Here is an 18,326-nt window from a genome sequence, read left to right as displayed (position 1 = left end):
CTTAAACTACCGCTTCTTTTCCTTGTTGAATTTCTTTTCGAGCAGGCTCACCAGCCGCACCATCGGCCAGAGGAAGGCGATGTAGATCAGCGCCGCGCCGATCAGCGGCGTCGGATTGGCATGCAGCGCCTGGGCGTCGGTCGCTTCCTTCAGAAGTTCAGGAAGCGCCACCGTCGAGGCGAGCGACGTATCCTTGAACATCGAGACGCAGTTGTTCGTCATCGGCGGGATGACGATGCGGATCGCCTGCGGCAGCACGACCTTGCGGAGCGTCACGAGAAAAGGAATGCCGAGAGCGGAGGCCGCCTCGAACTGGCCCTTCGGAATGCTCTCGATGCCGGAGCGGAAGACCTCGGCCGAATAGGCGGCCATGACGATCGAGAAAGCGAGCCCCGCAGAGGTCCAGGAGGAAAGCCGGATGCCGACAAAGGGCAGCGCGTAATAGATCATGATGAGCACCACGAGCATGGGGGCGGCCCGGAAGATGTCGATATAGAGCACCATCAGGTAGCGCACCGGCTTCGGAGCATAGAGGCGCAGCAGCCCGATCACCAAGCCGCAGGGAATGCCGAAACCGATGCCGGCGATGCCGAGCAGGAACGTGTTCACCAATCCGCGCAGCAGCGGGAAAAAGGAGAGGCTCAGGACTTCGAGATTGAAGAATGTTTCGAGGAGGGTCATGTCCGTGTGCCTCTATATCCATGAAAATGCCGGCCGTTGCCGGCCGGCACGATTGAAGCGAAAACCGTCGATAGCCGGCTCAGAGTTTCGGCAGCGGCTGTTCCACGGCGGAAGCGGAGCCGGCGGCCGGATCGCTGCCGAACCATTTCTTGTGGATGGCGGCGAGCGTACCGTCCTTCTTCATCGCGGTAATCGCATCGTTTGCCTTGGCAAGCAGCGGATGGTCCTTGCTCATCATCAGACCATACTGTTCGCCGGTCTTGATGCGAACCTTGACGGCGAGGTCCTTCATCTTGAGGAAAGCGTATTCCATGCCCGGGACGTCGCTGACCGCAGCGTCGGCACGGCCGGCGGAGAGGTCCATCAGCAGGTCCTGCTGAGCGTTGTAGCTCTTGATCTCGCTGATGCCGTATTTCGCCTGGTTGTCCTTGCTCCACTTGTCCCCGGTGGAGCCGGCCAGCACGCCGACAACCTTCCCCTTCAGATCCTCGACCGCGGAAAGGTTGGCCTCCTTGCGGGTGGCGATACCCATATCGGAATCGTAATAGGGCTGGGTGAAGGACTGGCTGGCGAGACGTTCCTTGGTGATGGTGATCGAGGAGATCGCCACATCGATGCGCCTGGAGGAGACGGCGGCGAACAGAGCCTGGAAGCCGAGGTCGGAAATTTCGACCGTCATGCCGAGGCGTTTGGCTACCTCATTGACGATGTCGACCTCGAAGCCTTCAAACTTGCCGTCGGCGGTTTTGTATTCGAAGGGCGGGTTGCTCGGATAGGAGCCGACAACGAGCGCTTCAGCGGACGCAAGGCCGGCGCTCGCCAGGGACAGGACGGCGGCGCCCGCGAGGCCCATGAAGGCACGGCGGAAAAGGGTGATGATCATTGATTTCGTTCCCTCTGTTTCGTGACCGGAGGCTCTCTCCCGATCGAACGGTGTTTTCTTGTCGGCGATGAATGAAACTAACTCAATCGGGCTCTCCTCCAGAGCGAAGCCGCGAGCGTTTCATATCCTCTTTCAACGCGCGTTTGCAGGGGATCGTGATGGAAAATCCGGCCGGTTTCAAGCGAAAAGATTGAAGCTTAAATCATGTCCTGAATGGTCGTTACTGACGGCAAGCGCGTTTCAAAAATAGTTTAAGTCTAAACTTGTTTTTCCTCGGCTATGGTCCGATAGTAAGCCCTCGATACGGGGAACAGAGGCCGCCGCCCAAGCGTTGCGGCCGTGGAAAGCAGGAAATCCAGCCATGCGTTTTGCCTATTTTGCCTTCTTCGAAAACACCGATGGCAGCCAGCTTGCCGTGAGCAAGGCGGATGTCGAGACCGTCGCGGAGATCGTCAGGCTGACGCCGGGGCTTACATCGGCCAACCTTTATGCGCCTGAGACTACGGACGACATGTTCAACGAGAAGGAGCTGCCGCCGGTCTTCGGCATGCAGCTCTATTTCAACGAGTTGACCGAGCTTGAAGAGGCCATGGCGCCGGCCGGCCATCTGCAGCAGCTTGCGGCTTCCGGCGTGCTTTCCAGCATCCGCGGCGCCAGGGCGACGCAGCAGGCTATGTATGTGCGGCCCTTTCCGGTCGACGACGGCAAGCTCGATACCGAAAAGAACGGCAATCCCTGCTCCTATGTCGTGCATTATACCGGTCCGGCCGAAGACCTGAACGTCTGGCTGCATCATTATGTCAGCCACCATCCTCAGGTGATGCGCACCTTTCCGGGCATCCGGCAAATCGAGGTGCTGTCGCGCATAGACTGGTGCGGTTTCCTGCCGTGGGAACGGGTCAACCACATGCAGCGCAACCGGGTGATGTTCGACAGTCCGGCAGCGCTGCAGGCAGCACTGCGATCTCCCGCGCGCATCGCCATGCGCGAGGACTTCAAGACTTTCCCACCCTTCGAGGGCGGCAATTCCCACTATCCCATGGAGACGCAGATTATTCGTCCCTGAAGGATAAGGGCCGTCACAGGTGTGAAGCTATTCGATCCGGTAGCTCGCCTCCGAAAGCACCGGAGACCATTCCATGTTGACGTCGTCCGGCGGCACCGCGGCCAGCAGGCTTCGGGTATAGGGATGCTGCGGATCGGCGAAGACGGTTTCCGTTTTGCCGCTTTCGACGACTTCACCACGATACATGACCATGACCCGGTCGCAGAGATAGCGCACCACGGAGAGGTCGTGCGAGATGAACAGCATCGAGAAGCCGTGTTCGTCGCGCAGCTTCAGGAGCAGATCGAGAAGCTGGGCCTGGACAGAGACGTCGAGGCCGGAAACGATCTCGTCGGCGACGAGAATGCGCGGCAAGGTGCATAGGGCGCGGGCGATGTTGACGCGCTGCTTCTGACCGCCGGAAAGCTGAGAGGGAAAGCGCATGGCCGCATCCGGCGGAAGCCCGATTTCCTTCAACAGCTCGGCCGCCCGGTCCATGCGTTCGCGGGTGCTGTTGTGCAGGCCGGTCGCCTCGTTCGCCTGCGTGACGATGCTGCCGATCCGCCTTCGCGGGTTGAGCGCCGATTGGGGGTCCTGGAACACCATCTGGATATATTCCCGGCGATAGGCTTTTTCCGCGTTGCCGTTTGCAGTCACGTCGCGGTCGGCAAGCGTGATCCTGCCCCCGGTTGGCGTGTCGAGGCCGACGACCAGGCGGGCGAGCGAGCTCTTGCCGCTGCCGCTCTCCCCCACGATTCCGACGAATTCGCCCTCGCCGAGGGTGAAATCGACACTGTTGACCGCCTTGAAGCTGCTGCGCCTGGCGAAGGGGCTCCAGGCGGTCGTATAGGCCTTGGTAAGCTTTTCGCCCAGCAGATGCGCTTTGGCCGATGCGGCCTCGCGGCCGGGAGCCAACGGCGGCGGCACGATCTCCGGCGTCTTCTCCGTGCGAATGCAGGCGGCGATGTGGTTCGGCCCGATATCGGCGAGCGGCGGTTCGCTCTCGGTGCAAGCCTCGACTGCGTTCGGACAGCGGGAGGCGAAGCGGCAACCTTTCAGCTCCTTCAGGACGCGCAGGCCGGGCATGCGCTCCGGGAGGATGAAAAGGCCGCGGCGCGGGCCGCTGATCGTTGGGTTGGCGAGCTGCAGACAACGCGTATAGGGATGCGCCGGTGCAGAGAATAGCTGTTTTGCCGGGCCGCGTTCGGCCGGGCGGCCGGCATAGAGCACCATGATCTCGTCGCTGATCTGCGATGCAAGCCGCAAATCGTGCGTGATGAAGATCACCGCCGTGCCGTCGCGCCTCTGCATTTCGGCGATCAGCTTGACGATGCGGGCCTGGATCGTCACGTCGAGTGCCGTGGTCGGTTCGTCGGCGATCAGAAGGCGCGGGCGGCTGGCAAAGGCCATGGCGATCAGGATGCGCTGGCACATGCCGCCGGAAAGCTGGTGCGGATATTTGTCGAGCAAGGCTGCGCCATGCGGCAGATGCACCGCTTCGAATTCCTTCAGAGCCCGCTCGCGCCAGTTCTCGCCGGGCGCGAGACCGATGCGCAGCAGATGTTCCTTCATCTGCTGGCCGACGCTCAAGACCGGGTTGAGGCCCGAAAGCGGTTCTTGCGGGATGAAGGCGATGTCGCGGCCGAGCAGGCTGCGGCGGCGTTCCGGCGCCATGCTCACCAAGTCCTCGCCGTCGAATTCCAGCGTGCCTTTGGTGACCGCGAAACCCTTCGGCAGGTATTGCGAGATCGTGCGGCCGATCATCGACTTGCCGGCGCCGGATTCCCCGACGAGACCGAGGATTTTTCCCGGCTCCAGCGAGAAGTTGAGGTCGGTCAGGACCGGAAAGCTTTCCTTCCCGCCGAGCGATTCGACGCAGAGGTTGTGTGCGGAGAGGATAGGCCCAAGGGAATTGGTCATCAGGTGCGCTCCGTCTGGGTGAGGCGCGTATCGAGGGTGCGGCGCAATCCGTCGCCCAGGATATTGAAGCCGAAGACTGCGAAGAAGATCGCGAAGATCGGCGCGATCAGGTTGAACGGGGCTTCGTAGATGTTCTGGCGCGCGTCGGCGATCATCTGGCCCCAGGCGGCGGTTTCCGAGCCGACGCTCATGCCGACGAAAGAGAGAATCGCCTCGACGATGACGGCAACGCCCATTTCCAGGCTCATCAGGGTGATGAGGAGCGGCAGCGTGCCGGGCAGGATTTCACGGGTGATGGTCCGCCAGTGGGAGAATCCGACGAGCTGGGCGGCGGCGACATAGTCGCGTCGGCGCAGGACGATCACCTCGCTTCGCAGCACGCGGCAGAAGCGCGTCCAGTCGACCAGGATGATCGCCAGCACGACATTGCGCAGTCCCGTGCCCAGGCCGACCATGAGGATGAGCGAGAGGATGACCGGAGGGAAGGAGAGCCAGATCTCGACGACGCGGCCGATCAGCCAATCGACCCAGCCGCCGAAATAACCGGCGATATGGGCGAAGATCGCACCGATGATCATCGCGCCGATCGAGGCGGTGAAGGCGACGGTCAGCGCCACCCTGGCGCCGTAGATCAGCCGCGACAGGATACAGCGGCCGAGACTGTCGGTGCCGAGCGGAAACATGGGATCACCGCCGTCCGCCCAGGCAGGCGGCGTCAGGATGCTCAGGAGGTTCTGCTCGTTCGGATCGTTCGGCGCCAGATAAGGCGCGAAGATCGCGCAGACGGCAAGGATGAAGATGATGACGAGGCCGGTCTGGACACGGCCGGATTTCAGCCAGAGCGGAAGCGGTCGCATGTCAGCGCACCCTCAGTTTCGGGTTGAGGACCAGGTAGAGGCTGTCGACCACGATGCTGATCACCAGAACGGCGATGCAATAGGTCAGCCCCGCACCCTGGATGATCGGCAGGTCGGCGTTGCGGATCGCATCGACCATCAGGTTGCCCATGCCCGGATAGGAATAGATGATCTCGACGAGAAGCGTGCCGCCGAAGAGAAAGCCGAACTGCACGCCCATGAGGCTCAACGCCGGCAGGATGGCATTCTTCAAGCCATGGCGGATCAGGATGCGCTTTTCGGAGAGACCGCGCAGCCGCGCCTGCTGAATGTAATCGTCCTGATAGGCATCAAGCAGGCTTGATCGCAGCACGCGCATCAACGAGGGCGAGAGCGCGATGCCGAGGGCCAGGCATGGCAGGATCATGTGCTGCAAGGCATTGAAGAAGGTCGAGATATTGCCGGTGATCAGGCTGTCGATCAGCAGGAATCCGGTGACGACGGGACGCTCGAAACCGGGGCTCAGCCGCCCGGTGAAGGGCAGGACTTCGAAGAAGACGCCGAAAATGAGGAGCAGGAACAGGCTCCAGAGGAATTCCGGGAGCGAGAGCAGCAGGATGGAGAAGAAATCCATCACCGCTTCGGCGCGGGTGCCGCGTACATAGAAGAGGAAAAGCCCGCCGGCGAGGCCGAAGACGGTGGCGATCACCATGGCAATGACGGCAAGCTCGATGGTGGCGGGCAGCGTCGAACCGATCAGTGACGTCACGTCCTGGCGGAAATGGATGGAGCGGCCGACATCGCCCTCCAGCAGCTTGCCGAGCCAGATGCCGTATTGCTCGTAGAGCGGCCGGTCGAGCCCCATTTCCTTGCGCATGGCCTCGACCTCCTCGACCGTCGCATTCGGCGGCAGCGACATGGCAGCCGGATCGACCGGAAGGATGCGCAGGATGCAGAAAAGAAGTGCGGAAACAATGAGCAGGATCGGTATCGCGGTGAGGACGCGCTTTACCAAGAGCTTGGCAATGGTCGCAAACATGCGTTTGCCCCGTATTACGATGTCAGGGAAAGGGTCCGGACGCATCCGGACCCCCTAGAGATTTCATAGAGATCAGCTTATGACCAGGACATAGTGCTGCCGAGAACCCAGGCATTGCCGTATTTGACGTAGTTGAGGTTCTTCTTGCGCACAAGCGTCTGGACGCTCTGCAGGATCGGGATGTTGGCGCCCGTTTCGACGGCTTCCTTGGCCACGTCCTTGTAGCCGGCGATGCGCTTCTCATAGACGGGTTCGACAAAGAGCTTGAGGATCTTGTCGCCGATTTCCTGACCCTTCCAGGCGCCGAACGGCATCTTCGGGTTCATGAGATAGCCGGAGAAGATTTCCGGGTCGCCGGTGGCGTTGTCGAAACTGTAGAGGGTTGCTTCCGGCAGCTTACCGCCGCGGTTCAGCTCGAAATATTTCGAATATTCGATCTGCTGCAGCTCGACTTTCAGGCCGACCTTCTGCCACATCTGGACGAGGGCGCGGGCGATGTCGAAATCGCTCGGGAACTGGCCGTTGGTGGCGGCCAGCGTAAACGCCGCCGGCTTGTCGGCGGTGTAGCCGGCATCGGCCAGCAGCTTCTTCGAGAGATCCGGATCGTAGGAGAACTTGTAGTCCTCGATATAACCCGGCGTGCCCGGCGTGGCCGGAATGGAGAGCGGAACGGCGGCACCGCCGTAGAAGGCCTTGGAGAGCGCGGCCTTGTCGATGGCGTGATGGGCGGCAAGGCGAACGGCCTTGTCGGCAAAACCCATGTCATTGCGCATCTGGAGCAGGATCAGGCGGGTGAAAGGGTTGATCTCGGCCGTCAGACCTTCGGTCTTGCCGAGGCGTTCGGCTTCGCGAACCGGGATGTTGACGGTCAGGTCCACCTGGCCGGACTGGATGGCGGCGGTGCGAGCCGAAGGGTCCTTGATGATGTCGATCGTGACGCGCTTGATCTTCGGCTTGGCGCCGAAATAATCGTCGTTGCGTTCCAGCACGATGCGCGAGTTCATCTGGTAGTCGACGAGCTTGTAAGGACCGGTGCCGATCGGCTTTTTGGCGAACTCCTCCGGCCCGACGGATTCGACATATTTCTTCGGCACGAGATAGCTGCCGAGGAAGGCAAGCCATTGCGGCGCAGTCGGTGTCGCAGCGGAAAACTTCATGACGCCTGATGTCGGCGAGGTGATCTCGATATCGGTCAGCGTGCGCCAGGAATTGGCGATATCGAGCTTCAGGCCCGATTTGATACGCTCGACGAAGGTGTATTTGAAATCCTCCATCGTCATAGGGTCGCCATTGTGGAACTTCACGTCGCTGCGGATCTCGAAGGGCATGGAGAGGCCGTCCGGCTGCAGTTCCCATTTGGTGATGAGGTTGGGAATGAGCTTCAGGTCGGGCGCCTGATCGAGCGGCTGGTCGAAGACCAGCTTAAAGATCGGCTGCGCATCCGGAACGAAACGCAGGTTCGGGTCCCAGGACGGCACGTCGCTGGGCCAGCCGATGGTGACATTGTCGGAGCCTTGAGCAAAGGCAAAGGTGGCCTGCGAGAGCACTGAGCCGCCGACGGCGGCAAGGCCGAGCATCTGCAGGAGATTTCTGCGGTCGATTTCGAAAGTCATGGCGATCCCTCTGGTTCTTTCCATCGGCACAAGGGCCGACGGACCTGCGGCGGTTTTCTGAAAACGCTAGCCTGCAATCCTGCCAGGGGCTTCTGATGGTCCTGTCCGATGCCGTTCTTTGCGGCAGTCCCCATAACAATTGAGGGGATGGTAGAACGAGGTATAAATTACTTCAAGCCTAAAATTTCGGATGGCGCAAAATTGAGAATCGGAGCGTCGTAGGTGGTTGGAAAGGCCGGAAAAGCGGGTTCTTGCATGAACGGGAAGTTGCAAGATCCGGTAGGCGGCAATCGTGCGGCGGTGCCGGGATGCCCCTTCGCAAAAAATCCCGTTGACGTGCTTTCCTATTATTTTATGCTTAAAATGCCTTTTAGGGAAAATGCCTCCAACGGCGCGAGGGGAAATCTCATGATCGATCCGCATTGCCATTCCAGCAGCATCATGGTGGAGCGCCCGGCGGCGGTCGCTTTCGAGCTCATGTCGGACGGGCTGAAGCAGGGGCAGTGGGCCTGGGGCAGCCTCAACCGCACCGAGGTGGAGCCGGGGCTTTTCTGCGGCACGTCAACATTCACCGGCAAGCAGACATTCGTGCGGCTGAATGTCGACCGAGCCCGTTTCCAGGTGGACTACGAGGTCGGCGGCTCGAAAGAGACCATGCAGTTCCGCAATATGTCGAGGGTCATCCCGGGGGAGCTTCTCCGCATGGGACCGGATAAATGCGTGGTGACACTGCTCACCTGGCGACTGGAGACACAGACGGATGCGGAATGGATTCAGTTCGGCACGATTCACGAAGCCGAGATGTTCCTGATCAAAGGCCTGCTTGAGCGGGCATAAGGACAAGAATCATGCATTCTCCCTATCTGCTCTTCGAATATCAGGCGCTGAAAAATCCGGATGCGCCCATGCTGATCGCGCCGAAGAGCGCCAGGTTGCCATACGCGCCCGACGGTTTCCGTTACAGCTACGGTGAGGTCCTTGCGCGCGTCAGCCTCCTGAAGCAGAAGTTTGCGGATGCCGGATACGGGATCGGATCGCGGGTGGCGCTGCTCCTCGAAAACAGGCCCGAGTTCTTCGACTATTGGTTGGCGCTGAATGCGATCGGCGTCTCGATCGTGCCGATCAATCCGGATCTCCGCCATGACGAGCTGCTCTTTCAGCTCGACATGGCCGAGGCGCCGCTGATGGTCGTGATCGCGGAACGGCTGGATGAGTTGCGCGATATCAGCCCGGGGAAAGTAACGGTAATTGCCGTTGGCGACGACATTCCATCGTCTCCGGAGCCTCATGAGGCGCGTCCCGGCGGACCCGAACAGGAATGTGCGCTGCTGTTCACGTCCGGCAGCACCGGAAAGCCGAAAGGCTGCATCCTGTCCAACATTTACTTCGTCACCGTCGCCGAATGGTACACGACCCAAGGCGGTATCGCGCAAATGAGCGAGGGAGCTGAAGTGGCGCTGACGCCGCTGCCGATGTTCCACATGAACGCGCTCGGCTGCACGGCCGTCGGCATGATCATGAAGGGTGGCGTGATCGTCCCGCTTGACCGCTTCCATTCGAGTTCCTGGTGGGCTTCGATCGCCGATTCCGGCGCAACCATCATTCACTGCCTCGGCGTCATTCCCGCGATCCTGCTCCAGCTTCCGGTGGTCGACGCTGAACGAGCGCATCGGGTAAAATTCGCGCTGGGGCCCGGCGTCGATGCGCGCCACAAGATCGAGTTCGAGGCGCGCTACGGCATTCCGATCGTCGAGGCCTGGGCGATGACGGAAACCGGCGGCCGTGCGGTTACGACGACGGCCGCGGACGACTATACGCCCGGGCTGCGCTGCATCGGCCGACCGCGCGAGGGCATGGATTTCCGCATCGTCGATGACGCCGGCAACGACGTCGAGCTCGGCAAGCCGGGCGAACTTCTGGTGCGCGCCAACGGAGAAAATCCGCGCGACGGGTTCTTCAGCGGGTACCTGAAGGACGAGAAAGCGACCGAAGAAGCCTGGGAAGGCGGCTGGTTCCACACGGGCGACGTCGTCTATGCGGATGAAAAGGGGCTTCTCTATTTCTTCGACCGCAAGAAGAGCATCGTCCGCCGCAGCGGTGAGAATATCGCCGTTCTGGAAGTCGAAGCAGCCCTTGCCAAGGATTCGCGCGTGAAGGCTTCCGCCGTAACGCCGGTACCGGACGAGTTGCGCGGCGAAGAGGTCTTCGCCTTCATTGTCGAAAGCGAGGCGGTGGAATTGGGCGAACCCGTAGAGAGAGCAAAGCGGGTCATCGAGGCGGCTAGCGCGCATATCGCCTATCACAAGCTTCCCGGTTATGTCGTCTTCATCGACAGGCTGCCGGTGAGTTCCACCCAGAAACTGCAGCGGGGCGAGATCAAGACCATGGCCGCCAAGGCCGTCGAAGATGGTTCGGCGATCGACCTGCGCAAGCTGAAAGCGTCAATCCGGAAGACGGGCTGACGCGGCTTTCGGGTGGGAACATTCTCTGCTATATAATAAATCAAAGCTAAAATCCTTATATGGAGGCTTGCATGACCCCGGAAAAGATCCTCTACGAGACCGCCGTTACCGCCCATGGCGGGCGCGAAGGCAAAGCCCAGAGCGTCGACGGCGGTTTTTCGGTCAATCTCTCCGTTCCGAAAGGGCTTGGCGGACCGGGCGGCGAAGGCACCAATCCGGAGCAGCTCTTCGCGGCCGGTTATGCCGCCTGCTTCCTCGGAGCGGTCAAACTCGTTGCCCGCAACAGGAAGGTTGCGCTGCCCGACGATACCTCGATTACCGCCAGGGTGGGGATCGGTCCGGTGCCGGTGGGCTACGCGCTGGCGGTCGAACTCGTCGCGTCTCTGCCGGGCATTGATCGGGTCATGGCGGAAGAGATCGTCGCCGGCGCGCATGAGCGCTGCCCCTATTCCAATGCCACCCGCGGCAATGTCGACGTGAAGCTGACGGTCGCCTGATGGCGCTTTCCCGCGCGCGGCAGTCTTATGATGGCGTGGTGCTGGCGGTGCCGGTGACGGTGCCTTACCAGCGCTATTCCATCGAGCGCGCACATTGGTGGATGGGCAAGGCGCTCAGGGCACTGGCGGAAGGTGCAGGGATCAGCCATAAGGATTTCGACGGCTTTTCGGTGTCGAGCTTCACGATGGGACCGGACAGCGCTATCGCGCTGACCCAGCATTTTGGTCTCACGCCGCGCCATCTCGACCATGTGCCGATGGGCGGCGCTTCCGGCATCGTCTCGATCCGCCGCGCGGCCCGGGCCGTGCAGGCGGGCGATGCGGATATCGTCGCCTGCGTTGCCGCCGATACCAATCGGGTGGACGGTTTCCGCAACCTGCTTGCCGGCTTCTCGCGCTTCTCCCAAGACGCGGTATACCCGTATGGCGCCGGTGGGCCCAACGGCAGCTTTGCGCTGATCGCCCGCCATTACATGGATCGTTACGGGGCGACGCGCGAGGATTTCGGCAAGCTCTGCGTTGCCCAGCGCGATAATGCGCTCAAGAATCCGCATGCCCTGATGAAGAAACCGCTTACGCTGGAGCAATATCTGTCGGCGCGACCCATCGCCGAGCCTTTCCATTTGTTCGACTGCGTTATGCCCTGTGCCGGCGCCGAGGCCTTTCTGGTAATGCGGGAAGAGACTGCGGCCTCGCTCGGGCTGCCGTTCGTGCGGCTGCTCTCGGCGATCGAACGGCACAATGCCTTTCCGGATGACCCGGTGCAGGTGCGCGGCGGCTGGGCGATCGATCGCGACGAACTCTACGGCATGGCGGGTGTCGGACCCGGTGACGTGGATTTCGTCCAGACCTATGACGATTATGCGGTCATTTCGATGATGCAATTCGAAGACCTCGGGTTCTGTGCCAAAGGCGAGGGACCGGATTTCGTGCGGCAGCACACGTTTACAATCGACGGCTCCTTTCCGCACAACACGTCGGGCGGCCAGCTTTCCGTCGGCCAGGCAGGTGCGGCCGGCGGACATCTCGGTATCACCGAAGCGATGCGCCAGCTTCTTGGCGTTGCGGGTGGTACGCAGGTCAACGATGCGAAGCTCGGTCTCGCTTCCGGCTTCGGCATGATCAATTACGACCGCGGGCTTGCCTCGGCGGCCGCCATCCTGGCGAGGGCCTGATGACCGAACCGCTTGCCAAACCGAACAAAAAGAACCCGCTTGCCCGTACGCGGCAACCGCTTCTGCCGCCCGCTGCCCGCAGCCGTAAGGCGCATGGGCTGACACTTGCCGCGGCGACGGGCCGCTTCATGCTGCAATGCTGCGGCGAATGCGGACAATATATCTATCCCGCCCGTGAAGCTTGTCCGAACTGTCTTTCTGCCGACCTGCCTTTCAAGGATGCGCCGACACGCGGGGTGCTGCTTTCGGAAACCCGGATCGAGGTGACCAGCGATCCCTATTTCCGTGAGCACATGCCCTGGCGCACCGGTCTCGTGCGGCTCGATTGCGGGCCAAGCGCGGTCGTACACCTGCATGGCGATTGCGGCGGCCCCGGCAGTCAGGTCACTTTGTCACTGCAGCTCGACCGTGCCGGCCAGGCCGTGCTCTTCGCCAGACCCGTTTCGGAGACGCCGAATATGGAAGACGATCCCCAATGGCGGGAAATGACCGCCGATCCGAAATACCGGCGGGTGCTGATCACGGACGGGCGCAGTCCGATTGCCGTGGCGCTTGCGATTGCACTGAAAAAAGCGGGTGCGGCGAAGATTTTCGTCGGTGTGGCGGATCGGTGGAAGCCGTTCGAACAGCAGAAGGCGCTCGAAGCGATCGAAGGGGTCGAGCTCGTCAATCTGGATTTGACCAGCGAGCGTTCCGTCCAGGAGCTTGCGATGGATATCGGGGCCAAGGTGGAAATCCTGATCAACACCGCCGACCATGTGCGGCCGGCACATCTCTTCAACGCCGGTGCGATCAATATGGCGCGTGAAGCGATCGACCATACCTTCATGGGGCTCATGCGGCTGGCTCAGGCGTTCGGGCCGGTGATGCGGTCGCGAGGCGCCGACGGCAAGACCGGGGCCGTCGCCTGGGTCAACGTGCTTTCGGTTCACGGGCTCGGCAACGCGCCGCAGTTCGGCGTGCATTCGGCGGCACATGCGGCCTGCCTTTCGCTGTCGCAATGGCTGCGGGGCGAACTTCGCCACGGCGGCGTGCGAGTGATCAACGCTTTCACCGGGCCGCTCGATACGGAGTGGTTCCAGACCATGCCGCCGCCCAAAGTGGCGCCGAAGGCTCTGGCGGATACCGTCGTCGACGGGCTGAGGCGCGGACTGGAAGACATCTATGTCGGCGATGTCGCCAAGGACATCGAGGCGCGGCTGTTCGACAATCCGAAGGCGGTGGAGCGGGAGGCAGGCCAATGAGCGGGGATATTCTCGCCACCTTTGCAGGTGCACTGGCGAGGGGGCAGATCCGCATTGTCGATCTTACCCATACGCTTTCGCCGGATTTTCCGGTTATCGTCATGCCGCCGGAGCTTGGGCAGTCGGCGCCGTTCCGCATGGAGCGGATTTCCCGTTACGATGCGGCCGGGCCTGCCTGGTACTGGAACAATCTTTCCTTCGGCGAGCACACGGGTACGCATTTCGACGCGCCGGTCCACTGGTATACGGGCCGCGACCTGCCGCTCAATTCCGTGGATACGCTGCCGCCGTCCGACATGATCGCGCCTGCCTGTGTGATCGACTGTTCCGCGGAAGCGGCGAAGGATGCGGATTTTCTGCTGACTGTCGCCGACGTGGCCAAATGGGAAAAGAAGCACGGCCGCATCCCGCCACGGTCCTGGGTGCTGTTGCGCACCGACTGGTCGAAGAAAACGGGCGCCGCCTACGCGAACCTTCTCGCCGACGGCGCCCATACGCCAGGGCCGGATGCGGAAGTGATGCGCTTCCTGGTCGAAGAGCGAGACATCATAGGCTTCGGAACCGAGACGATCGGCACGGATGCCGGTCAGGCCGGGCATTTCTCACCGCCCTATCCGGCGCATCACTATCTGCATGGCGCAGGGCGATACGGGCTGCAATGTCTCGCCAATCTCGACCAACTTCCAGCGACCGGAGCGGTGATCGTATCCGCGCCGTTGAAGATCCAGAACGGATCGGGCAGTCCGCTCCGCGTGCTGGCGCTGGTTCAGGAGCGCTCCACCGGATGAGAGCCGCTCGCCACGCGCCGGGCTGCGGTGTCGTAGAAGCTCGTCAGCAGTTCCAGCATCTCCGTGGCATCGCCGAGCCCCTGTTCCGCGTGATCCATCTTCTGGATCAGCGATACCAGCAGGTGCCGCCGCAGCGTCCGGTAGTCCTGGGTGAGCTTGGTGCCTTTGCGGCTGGGCGTATAAAGCGTGTCCTTGCGAGACCGGCCTTTGACGCGCTCGATGAGCTGCAGGGTCTGCAGCTTCTTGATGGCGTATTGAATATTGGCGGTGTCGTCGCGGCCGAGCAGGCGGGAGATTTCGCCGAGTCCTTTCGGCTTGCTGCGGTAACGGATCGTGTGCAGGATGGCGGTGTCGAGGCCGCTCAAGCCGGCGCCGGCAAGCTCGCTCGAGCATTCCGACTGCCAGCGCAGGAAGGCTGCGGAAATCCGCCACAGCGACCATTCGAACTCCGTGAGCGCCGCTTCCGATACTTCCACGGTCGGGTCACTCAGCGGGTTCTCGGTCGTGGTCATGCGGCTCTCCGGACTGTTCCTGTGCCGGGAGTAAAGCTTTAAATTGCCGTTTTGACGAGAGCGATTTGGCGTCAACGGCAAACGAAAGAGGGGACAATGCGCATCTTCTGGCAAAGCTTCATCGATGCCACCGCAAGCGCCGCATATATGAAGCGGCTTTCGGACTATCTGAACGGCATTGCCGAACCGGGCACGACGGTGGATGTCTTCGGCATCAGCCCGCCGGACCGGCACTTCGGGCGGCTGGCGGAATTCCGTTGCGCCGCGATCGCCATCGACAACGGGCTGGAAGCGGCAAGCCGCGGTTATGATGCCGTCGTCATCGGCCATTTCCAGGATCCTGGCCTTTACGAGCTCAAATCGGCATTGACGATCCCGGTGATCGGCGCGGGTGAGGTCTGCATGCACTATGCCGCGCGGCTCGGCCGGCGCATGGCGCTCGTCACGCTCGATGACGTCTTCCAGGTCTGGCATTACGAACAGGCCGACCTCTACGGCCTCGGAAGCCGCGTGCGGCATGTGGCCGGCATGAATTGCGAACCGTCGGATTTCAGCGCCGCCTTTGCCGGTGACGACGAGGCGCGCAAGCGGATGCTCGCGAATTTTACCGCCTGCGCCGAGCCGTTGGTACGGGACGGAGCGGACGTGGTCGTGCCGGCGGGCGTGCTTCCCGGCCTGCTGGTGGGTGGCGAATACGGGTTCAAGGTGCTGCATGCGCCGGTGGTGAACACAGCGGCGGTGGCTCTGAAGAGCGCCGAAATGGACGTGCGGCTGCAGAAGATCAACGGCATCGAAGTCAGCCGCGGGCCGTTCTGCGCGCTCGCCAATGAGGGTGCGGTCGAGGATTTTCGAACGTTCGTCGCCAAGGGGCGTCAGGCGCCGCTGTTCCCGAGCGGCACCTGAGAGTCACATGACCAGTATCAGGCGCCCGCGGGAGATGGCGCCTTTTTCCATCAGCCTGTGGGCTTCAGCCGCTTCGGAAAGCGGCATGGTGCGGGCGACCTGCGGTTTGATGACGCCGGCGCCGGCCAGGTCCATCATCGCCTGCAGGGCGGACTTGTCGTCGGTCACCATGGCGCGGGTGACTTTTACGCCGAACTCGGCGCTGCGATCCCTGATCGGATCGGCCACCAACCAGACGAGGTGGCCACCCTTTTTCAGAACCTTGTAGGACTTGTCGTGAATGTCGCCGCCCATCAGGTCGAAAACGATGTCCTGCTCCTTCAGGACTCCGGAAAAGTCCTCCCGGTCGTAAGCGATCACCTGGTCGGCTCCGAGGCCGAGAACGTAATCCCGGTTGGTCGAGCGGCAGGTGGCGGTGACCCTCGCTCCGAGATGGTGACAGAGCTGGACGAGGAGACCTCCGACCGCACCGGCGCCCGCGTGGACCAGCACCTTGTCGCCGGACTTGACCTCGGCCGTGCGCACCGCGATCCAGGCGCTCAAGCCGGCATTGGTCAACGCGACAGCCTCGACGGTCGAAAGACTGCCGGGGATTTTAACCGCATTTTTCTCGTCGACGGCGATCATTTCAGCATAGCCGCCCTGGGTGAAGACGCCGGCCGTGACGACCACTCTATCGCCGGCTCTGAATTCGCTGACGCCGTCGCCTACGGCGACCACCGTGCCGCCGCCATCGCGCCCAGGCACGCTGGGCATCGGCAGCGTGAAATGGCTTTTCAGGTGTCCGGCGCGGAGCTTCCAGTCGAAGGGTGTGACGCTCGCGGCCTCGATCTTGACGAGGACCCGGCCCGGCCCGGCAACCGGATCGGGCAGATCGACATAATGCATCACCTCCGCCGGACCATGTTCGCTGTATTGAATGGCCTTCACGGTGTCATCCCTTGAAATTGACCGGATATTTCGGCTTCTCGCCTCTCAGCACGGCCGCGACATCCGCAAAGACCTTGCTGCGCACTTCGGCATAGCTCTGCGTCGAATAATGCGCCGCGTGAGGAGAGACGATGACTTGCTCGAGAGCCAGGAGTGGGTTGTCCGGGGACGGAGGCTCTTTCTCGAATGTATCGATGCCCGCGCCGGCGATATGGCCGCTCGTGATCGCTTCGGCCAATGCCCCTTCGTCCACCAGGCCACCGCGTGAGACGTTGATGACGAAGGCACCCCTCTTCATCTTCTTCAACGCCTCGGCCGAGACGATGTTGCGAGTTTCGGGTGTCGCCGGAATGTGCAGCGAGACGAAATCGGCCTGAGCGAAAAGTTCATCCAGGGAAACCGGCCTGGCTCCGGCAGCGGAAATCTTCTCGGCAGGCATATAGGGATCGTAGGCGATGATCTCGTAGCCGAAGGTCTTCGCCTTGCCGGCGGTCAGACGGCCGATCTGACCGAAACCGATGAGGCCAAGAACCTGCTTGCTCGGCCTTGTGATGCCGGCGCCATCGTCCATCGCGAACCAGCGGCCCTTGCGGACCGCGCTGTCATAGGTCTTGAGCTTGCGAGCCAGCGACAGGATCAGCGCCATCGCGTGGGTGCTCACCTCGTCGATATTGGAATCCGGCACGTAGGTGACCTGCACGCCGGCTTTGGTGCAGGCTTCCACATCAATGGAGTCGAGGCCGACGCCGAAGCGGCCTATGACCTTGAGGTTCTTGAGTTCGGAGAGGACGCGCGCGGTGATCGGCTCGCGCAGCACCATCAGCGCGTCGGCATCTTTCGCTTCGGCGATCAGCGCGTCTTCGGTGAGCAGGGTCTTTTCGATGAAATCGGCGCCGAGCCCTTCGAGATAGGCGAGCTGTTCCGGCTCGACGGTGAGCATGCCGTCGGTCTTGATGATCTTCATGGCTTCACCTCACGCGTTGCGGGCGGCTGCGGCGCCGGCGGCAAGGCTCGCCCCGAGGAACATGGTGTCGCTGGCGAGCAGATAGAAGCTGATGCCGGCTTCGGCCCATTTGCCCACATCATCGGCCGAAGGACGGAAGATGCCGACCGCCTTGCCGGCCTTGCGGGCGGCGCTGGTGATGGTGGTGATCGCAGCGTTGAGCTTTTCTGCGCCGGCCGGACCCATGGCATCGATTGAGACGGAGAGGTCGCCGGGGCCGATGAAGATCACATCGACGCCCTCAACGGCAACGATTTCCTCGACATTGGCAAGTCCTTCGGCGGTCTCGATCTGGATCGCCAGAACGAGGTTTTCATTGGCCGCTTTCAGGTAGTCGGGAATGCGGTAGCCATAGGCGGAGGCGCGGCCGGGGCCGACGCCACGCTCGCCGACCGGCGGATAACGGGTGGCCATGACCGCGGCCCTGGCCTGAGCGGCGGTGGAGACGCGCGGTACCAGCACGCCGGCGGCGCCCGCATCGAGCACCGAGGCGATCCATTCCGATCCATGGCTCGGTACGCGCACCATGGCCGGCACGCGATGCGCATCGGAAGCGCGCACCAGGTTTTCGATCAACTCGCGGTCGATCTGCGAGTGCTCGGCGTCGATGCACAGGAAGTCGAGTCCGGTCGCGGCCGTCACCTCGATCGCGACGGGATGGGGTATGGCGGCGAAGGTGCCGATCACCCGTTGATGGCCGATGCACTTCTTGCGGAAATCATTCATGACGATCCTCTGGAGATTTGTCCCTCTGCGGGTTTGGCTGGCGCTGGCCGTCTCAAATAAAGTTTAAGC

Annotated in this window: 18 protein-coding genes; 8 read left to right on the top strand and 10 right to left on the bottom strand. The window is 62.0% G+C overall.

The genetic code is table 11. The features are described 5' to 3' along the window. Window positions 1-6 precede the first annotated feature (6 nt). Together ACMGE0_RS10745 and ACMGE0_RS10740 are read right to left on the bottom strand one after the other, a co-directional pair. Window positions 7-681, bottom strand: a complete 675-nt coding sequence (locus ACMGE0_RS10745; RefSeq protein ID WP_436815832.1) for an amino acid ABC transporter permease — start codon at window positions 679-681, stop codon at window positions 7-9. 79 nt (window positions 682-760) lie between these two features. Beyond that, window positions 761-1,558: an ABC transporter substrate-binding protein gene (locus tag ACMGE0_RS10740; RefSeq protein WP_436815890.1), complete on the bottom strand. Its 798-nt coding sequence runs from the start codon at window positions 1,556-1,558 to the stop codon at window positions 761-763. Between the two features lie 367 nt (window positions 1,559-1,925). Here ACMGE0_RS10740 and ACMGE0_RS10735 point away from each other — a divergent pair, with 367 nt between their 5' ends. Beyond that, a complete protein-coding gene (locus tag ACMGE0_RS10735; protein ID WP_436815831.1) occupies window positions 1,926-2,630 on the top strand; it encodes a hypothetical protein in 705 nt (234 codons plus the stop codon). Between the two features lie 27 nt (window positions 2,631-2,657). Here the strand turns inward: ACMGE0_RS10735 and ACMGE0_RS10730 are convergent, their stop codons facing one another. The 4 genes from ACMGE0_RS10730 to ACMGE0_RS10715 all read right to left on the bottom strand — a co-directional run bounded on the left by ACMGE0_RS10730 (window position 2,658) and on the right by ACMGE0_RS10715 (window position 8,017). Next, window positions 2,658-4,529, bottom strand: a complete 1,872-nt coding sequence (locus ACMGE0_RS10730; protein WP_436815830.1) for a dipeptide ABC transporter ATP-binding protein — start codon at window positions 4,527-4,529, stop codon at window positions 2,658-2,660. Further along, complete coding sequence (locus ACMGE0_RS10725; RefSeq protein ID WP_436815829.1) at window positions 4,529-5,386, bottom strand: ABC transporter permease; 858 nt, start codon at window positions 5,384-5,386, stop codon at window positions 4,529-4,531. The genes ACMGE0_RS10730 and ACMGE0_RS10725 overlap by 1 nt, the downstream gene beginning before the upstream one ends. Window position 5,387: 1 nt before the next feature. Next, entirely contained in the window at window positions 5,388-6,404 is a 1,017-nt protein-coding gene (locus ACMGE0_RS10720) for an ABC transporter permease (RefSeq protein WP_436815828.1), read from the bottom strand. A 77-nt stretch (window positions 6,405-6,481) separates the two neighbouring features. Beyond that, a complete protein-coding gene (locus ACMGE0_RS10715; protein WP_436815827.1) occupies window positions 6,482-8,017 on the bottom strand; it encodes an ABC transporter substrate-binding protein in 1,536 nt (511 codons plus the stop codon). A 408-nt stretch (window positions 8,018-8,425) separates the two neighbouring features. Here ACMGE0_RS10715 and ACMGE0_RS10710 point away from each other — a divergent pair, with 408 nt between their 5' ends. From ACMGE0_RS10710 to ACMGE0_RS10685, 6 genes are all read left to right on the top strand, one after another. Then, window positions 8,426-8,854 carry a hypothetical protein gene (locus tag ACMGE0_RS10710; RefSeq protein WP_436815826.1) on the top strand — a complete coding sequence of 143 codons (429 nt, stop codon included), beginning with the start codon at window positions 8,426-8,428 and terminating at the stop codon, window positions 8,852-8,854. An 11-nt stretch (window positions 8,855-8,865) separates the two neighbouring features. Next, window positions 8,866-10,479, top strand: coding sequence for an AMP-binding protein (locus ACMGE0_RS10705; protein WP_436815825.1), 1,614 nt, complete (start codon window positions 8,866-8,868; stop codon window positions 10,477-10,479). 71 nt (window positions 10,480-10,550) lie between these two features. Next, window positions 10,551-10,976 (top strand): organic hydroperoxide resistance protein, encoded by a 426-nt coding sequence (locus ACMGE0_RS10700; RefSeq protein ID WP_436815824.1) that lies wholly within the window; start codon window positions 10,551-10,553, stop codon window positions 10,974-10,976. After that, window positions 10,976-12,151 carry a thiolase family protein gene (locus ACMGE0_RS10695; protein ID WP_436815823.1) on the top strand — a complete coding sequence of 392 codons (1,176 nt, stop codon included), beginning with the start codon at window positions 10,976-10,978 and terminating at the stop codon, window positions 12,149-12,151. Before ACMGE0_RS10700 ends, ACMGE0_RS10695 begins: the two co-directional genes overlap by 1 nt. Next, a complete protein-coding gene (locus tag ACMGE0_RS10690) occupies window positions 12,151-13,395 on the top strand; it encodes an SDR family NAD(P)-dependent oxidoreductase (protein WP_436815822.1) in 1,245 nt (414 codons plus the stop codon). The genes ACMGE0_RS10695 and ACMGE0_RS10690 overlap by 1 nt, the downstream gene beginning before the upstream one ends. Beyond that, entirely contained in the window at window positions 13,392-14,183 is a 792-nt protein-coding gene (locus ACMGE0_RS10685) for a cyclase family protein (RefSeq protein ID WP_436815821.1), read from the top strand. Before ACMGE0_RS10690 ends, ACMGE0_RS10685 begins: the two co-directional genes overlap by 4 nt. Here the strand turns inward: ACMGE0_RS10685 and ACMGE0_RS10680 are convergent. Further along, window positions 14,162-14,695, bottom strand: coding sequence for a winged helix DNA-binding protein (locus tag ACMGE0_RS10680; RefSeq protein WP_436815820.1), 534 nt, complete (start codon window positions 14,693-14,695; stop codon window positions 14,162-14,164). The two genes, ACMGE0_RS10685 and ACMGE0_RS10680, sit on opposite strands and share 22 nt — an antisense overlap. A gap of 96 nt (window positions 14,696-14,791) precedes the next feature. On the opposite strand from ACMGE0_RS10680, the gene ACMGE0_RS10675 reads away from it, so the two are divergent. Beyond that, on the top strand, window positions 14,792-15,598 hold the full coding sequence (locus tag ACMGE0_RS10675; RefSeq protein WP_436815819.1) for an aspartate/glutamate racemase family protein: 807 nt from the start codon (window positions 14,792-14,794) through the stop codon (window positions 15,596-15,598). 3 nt (window positions 15,599-15,601) lie between these two features. Here ACMGE0_RS10675 and ACMGE0_RS10670 read toward each other — a convergent pair whose 3' ends face one another. The 3 genes from ACMGE0_RS10670 to ACMGE0_RS10660 are packed head-to-tail and all read right to left on the bottom strand — an operon-like array spanning window position 15,602 to window position 18,257. Continuing rightward, a complete protein-coding gene (locus ACMGE0_RS10670) occupies window positions 15,602-16,528 on the bottom strand; it encodes an NADP-dependent oxidoreductase (RefSeq protein WP_436815818.1) in 927 nt (308 codons plus the stop codon). 4 nt (window positions 16,529-16,532) lie between these two features. Next, window positions 16,533-17,492, bottom strand: a complete 960-nt coding sequence (locus ACMGE0_RS10665; protein WP_436815817.1) for a C-terminal binding protein — start codon at window positions 17,490-17,492, stop codon at window positions 16,533-16,535. 9 nt (window positions 17,493-17,501) lie between these two features. Further along, the gene (locus tag ACMGE0_RS10660; RefSeq protein WP_436815816.1) at window positions 17,502-18,257 is read right to left on the bottom strand and encodes an HpcH/HpaI aldolase family protein; all 756 of its coding nucleotides are present in this window, start codon (window positions 18,255-18,257) and stop codon (window positions 17,502-17,504) included. Window positions 18,258-18,326: the final 69 nt, after the last annotated feature.

Source organism: Neorhizobium descurainiae, from assembly GCF_051400715.1.
Lineage (GTDB): Bacteria > Pseudomonadota > Alphaproteobacteria > Rhizobiales > Rhizobiaceae > Neorhizobium.
The sequence above is the reverse complement of the archived record's forward strand: the minus strand, read 5'-3'. Positions and strand labels throughout refer to the sequence as shown.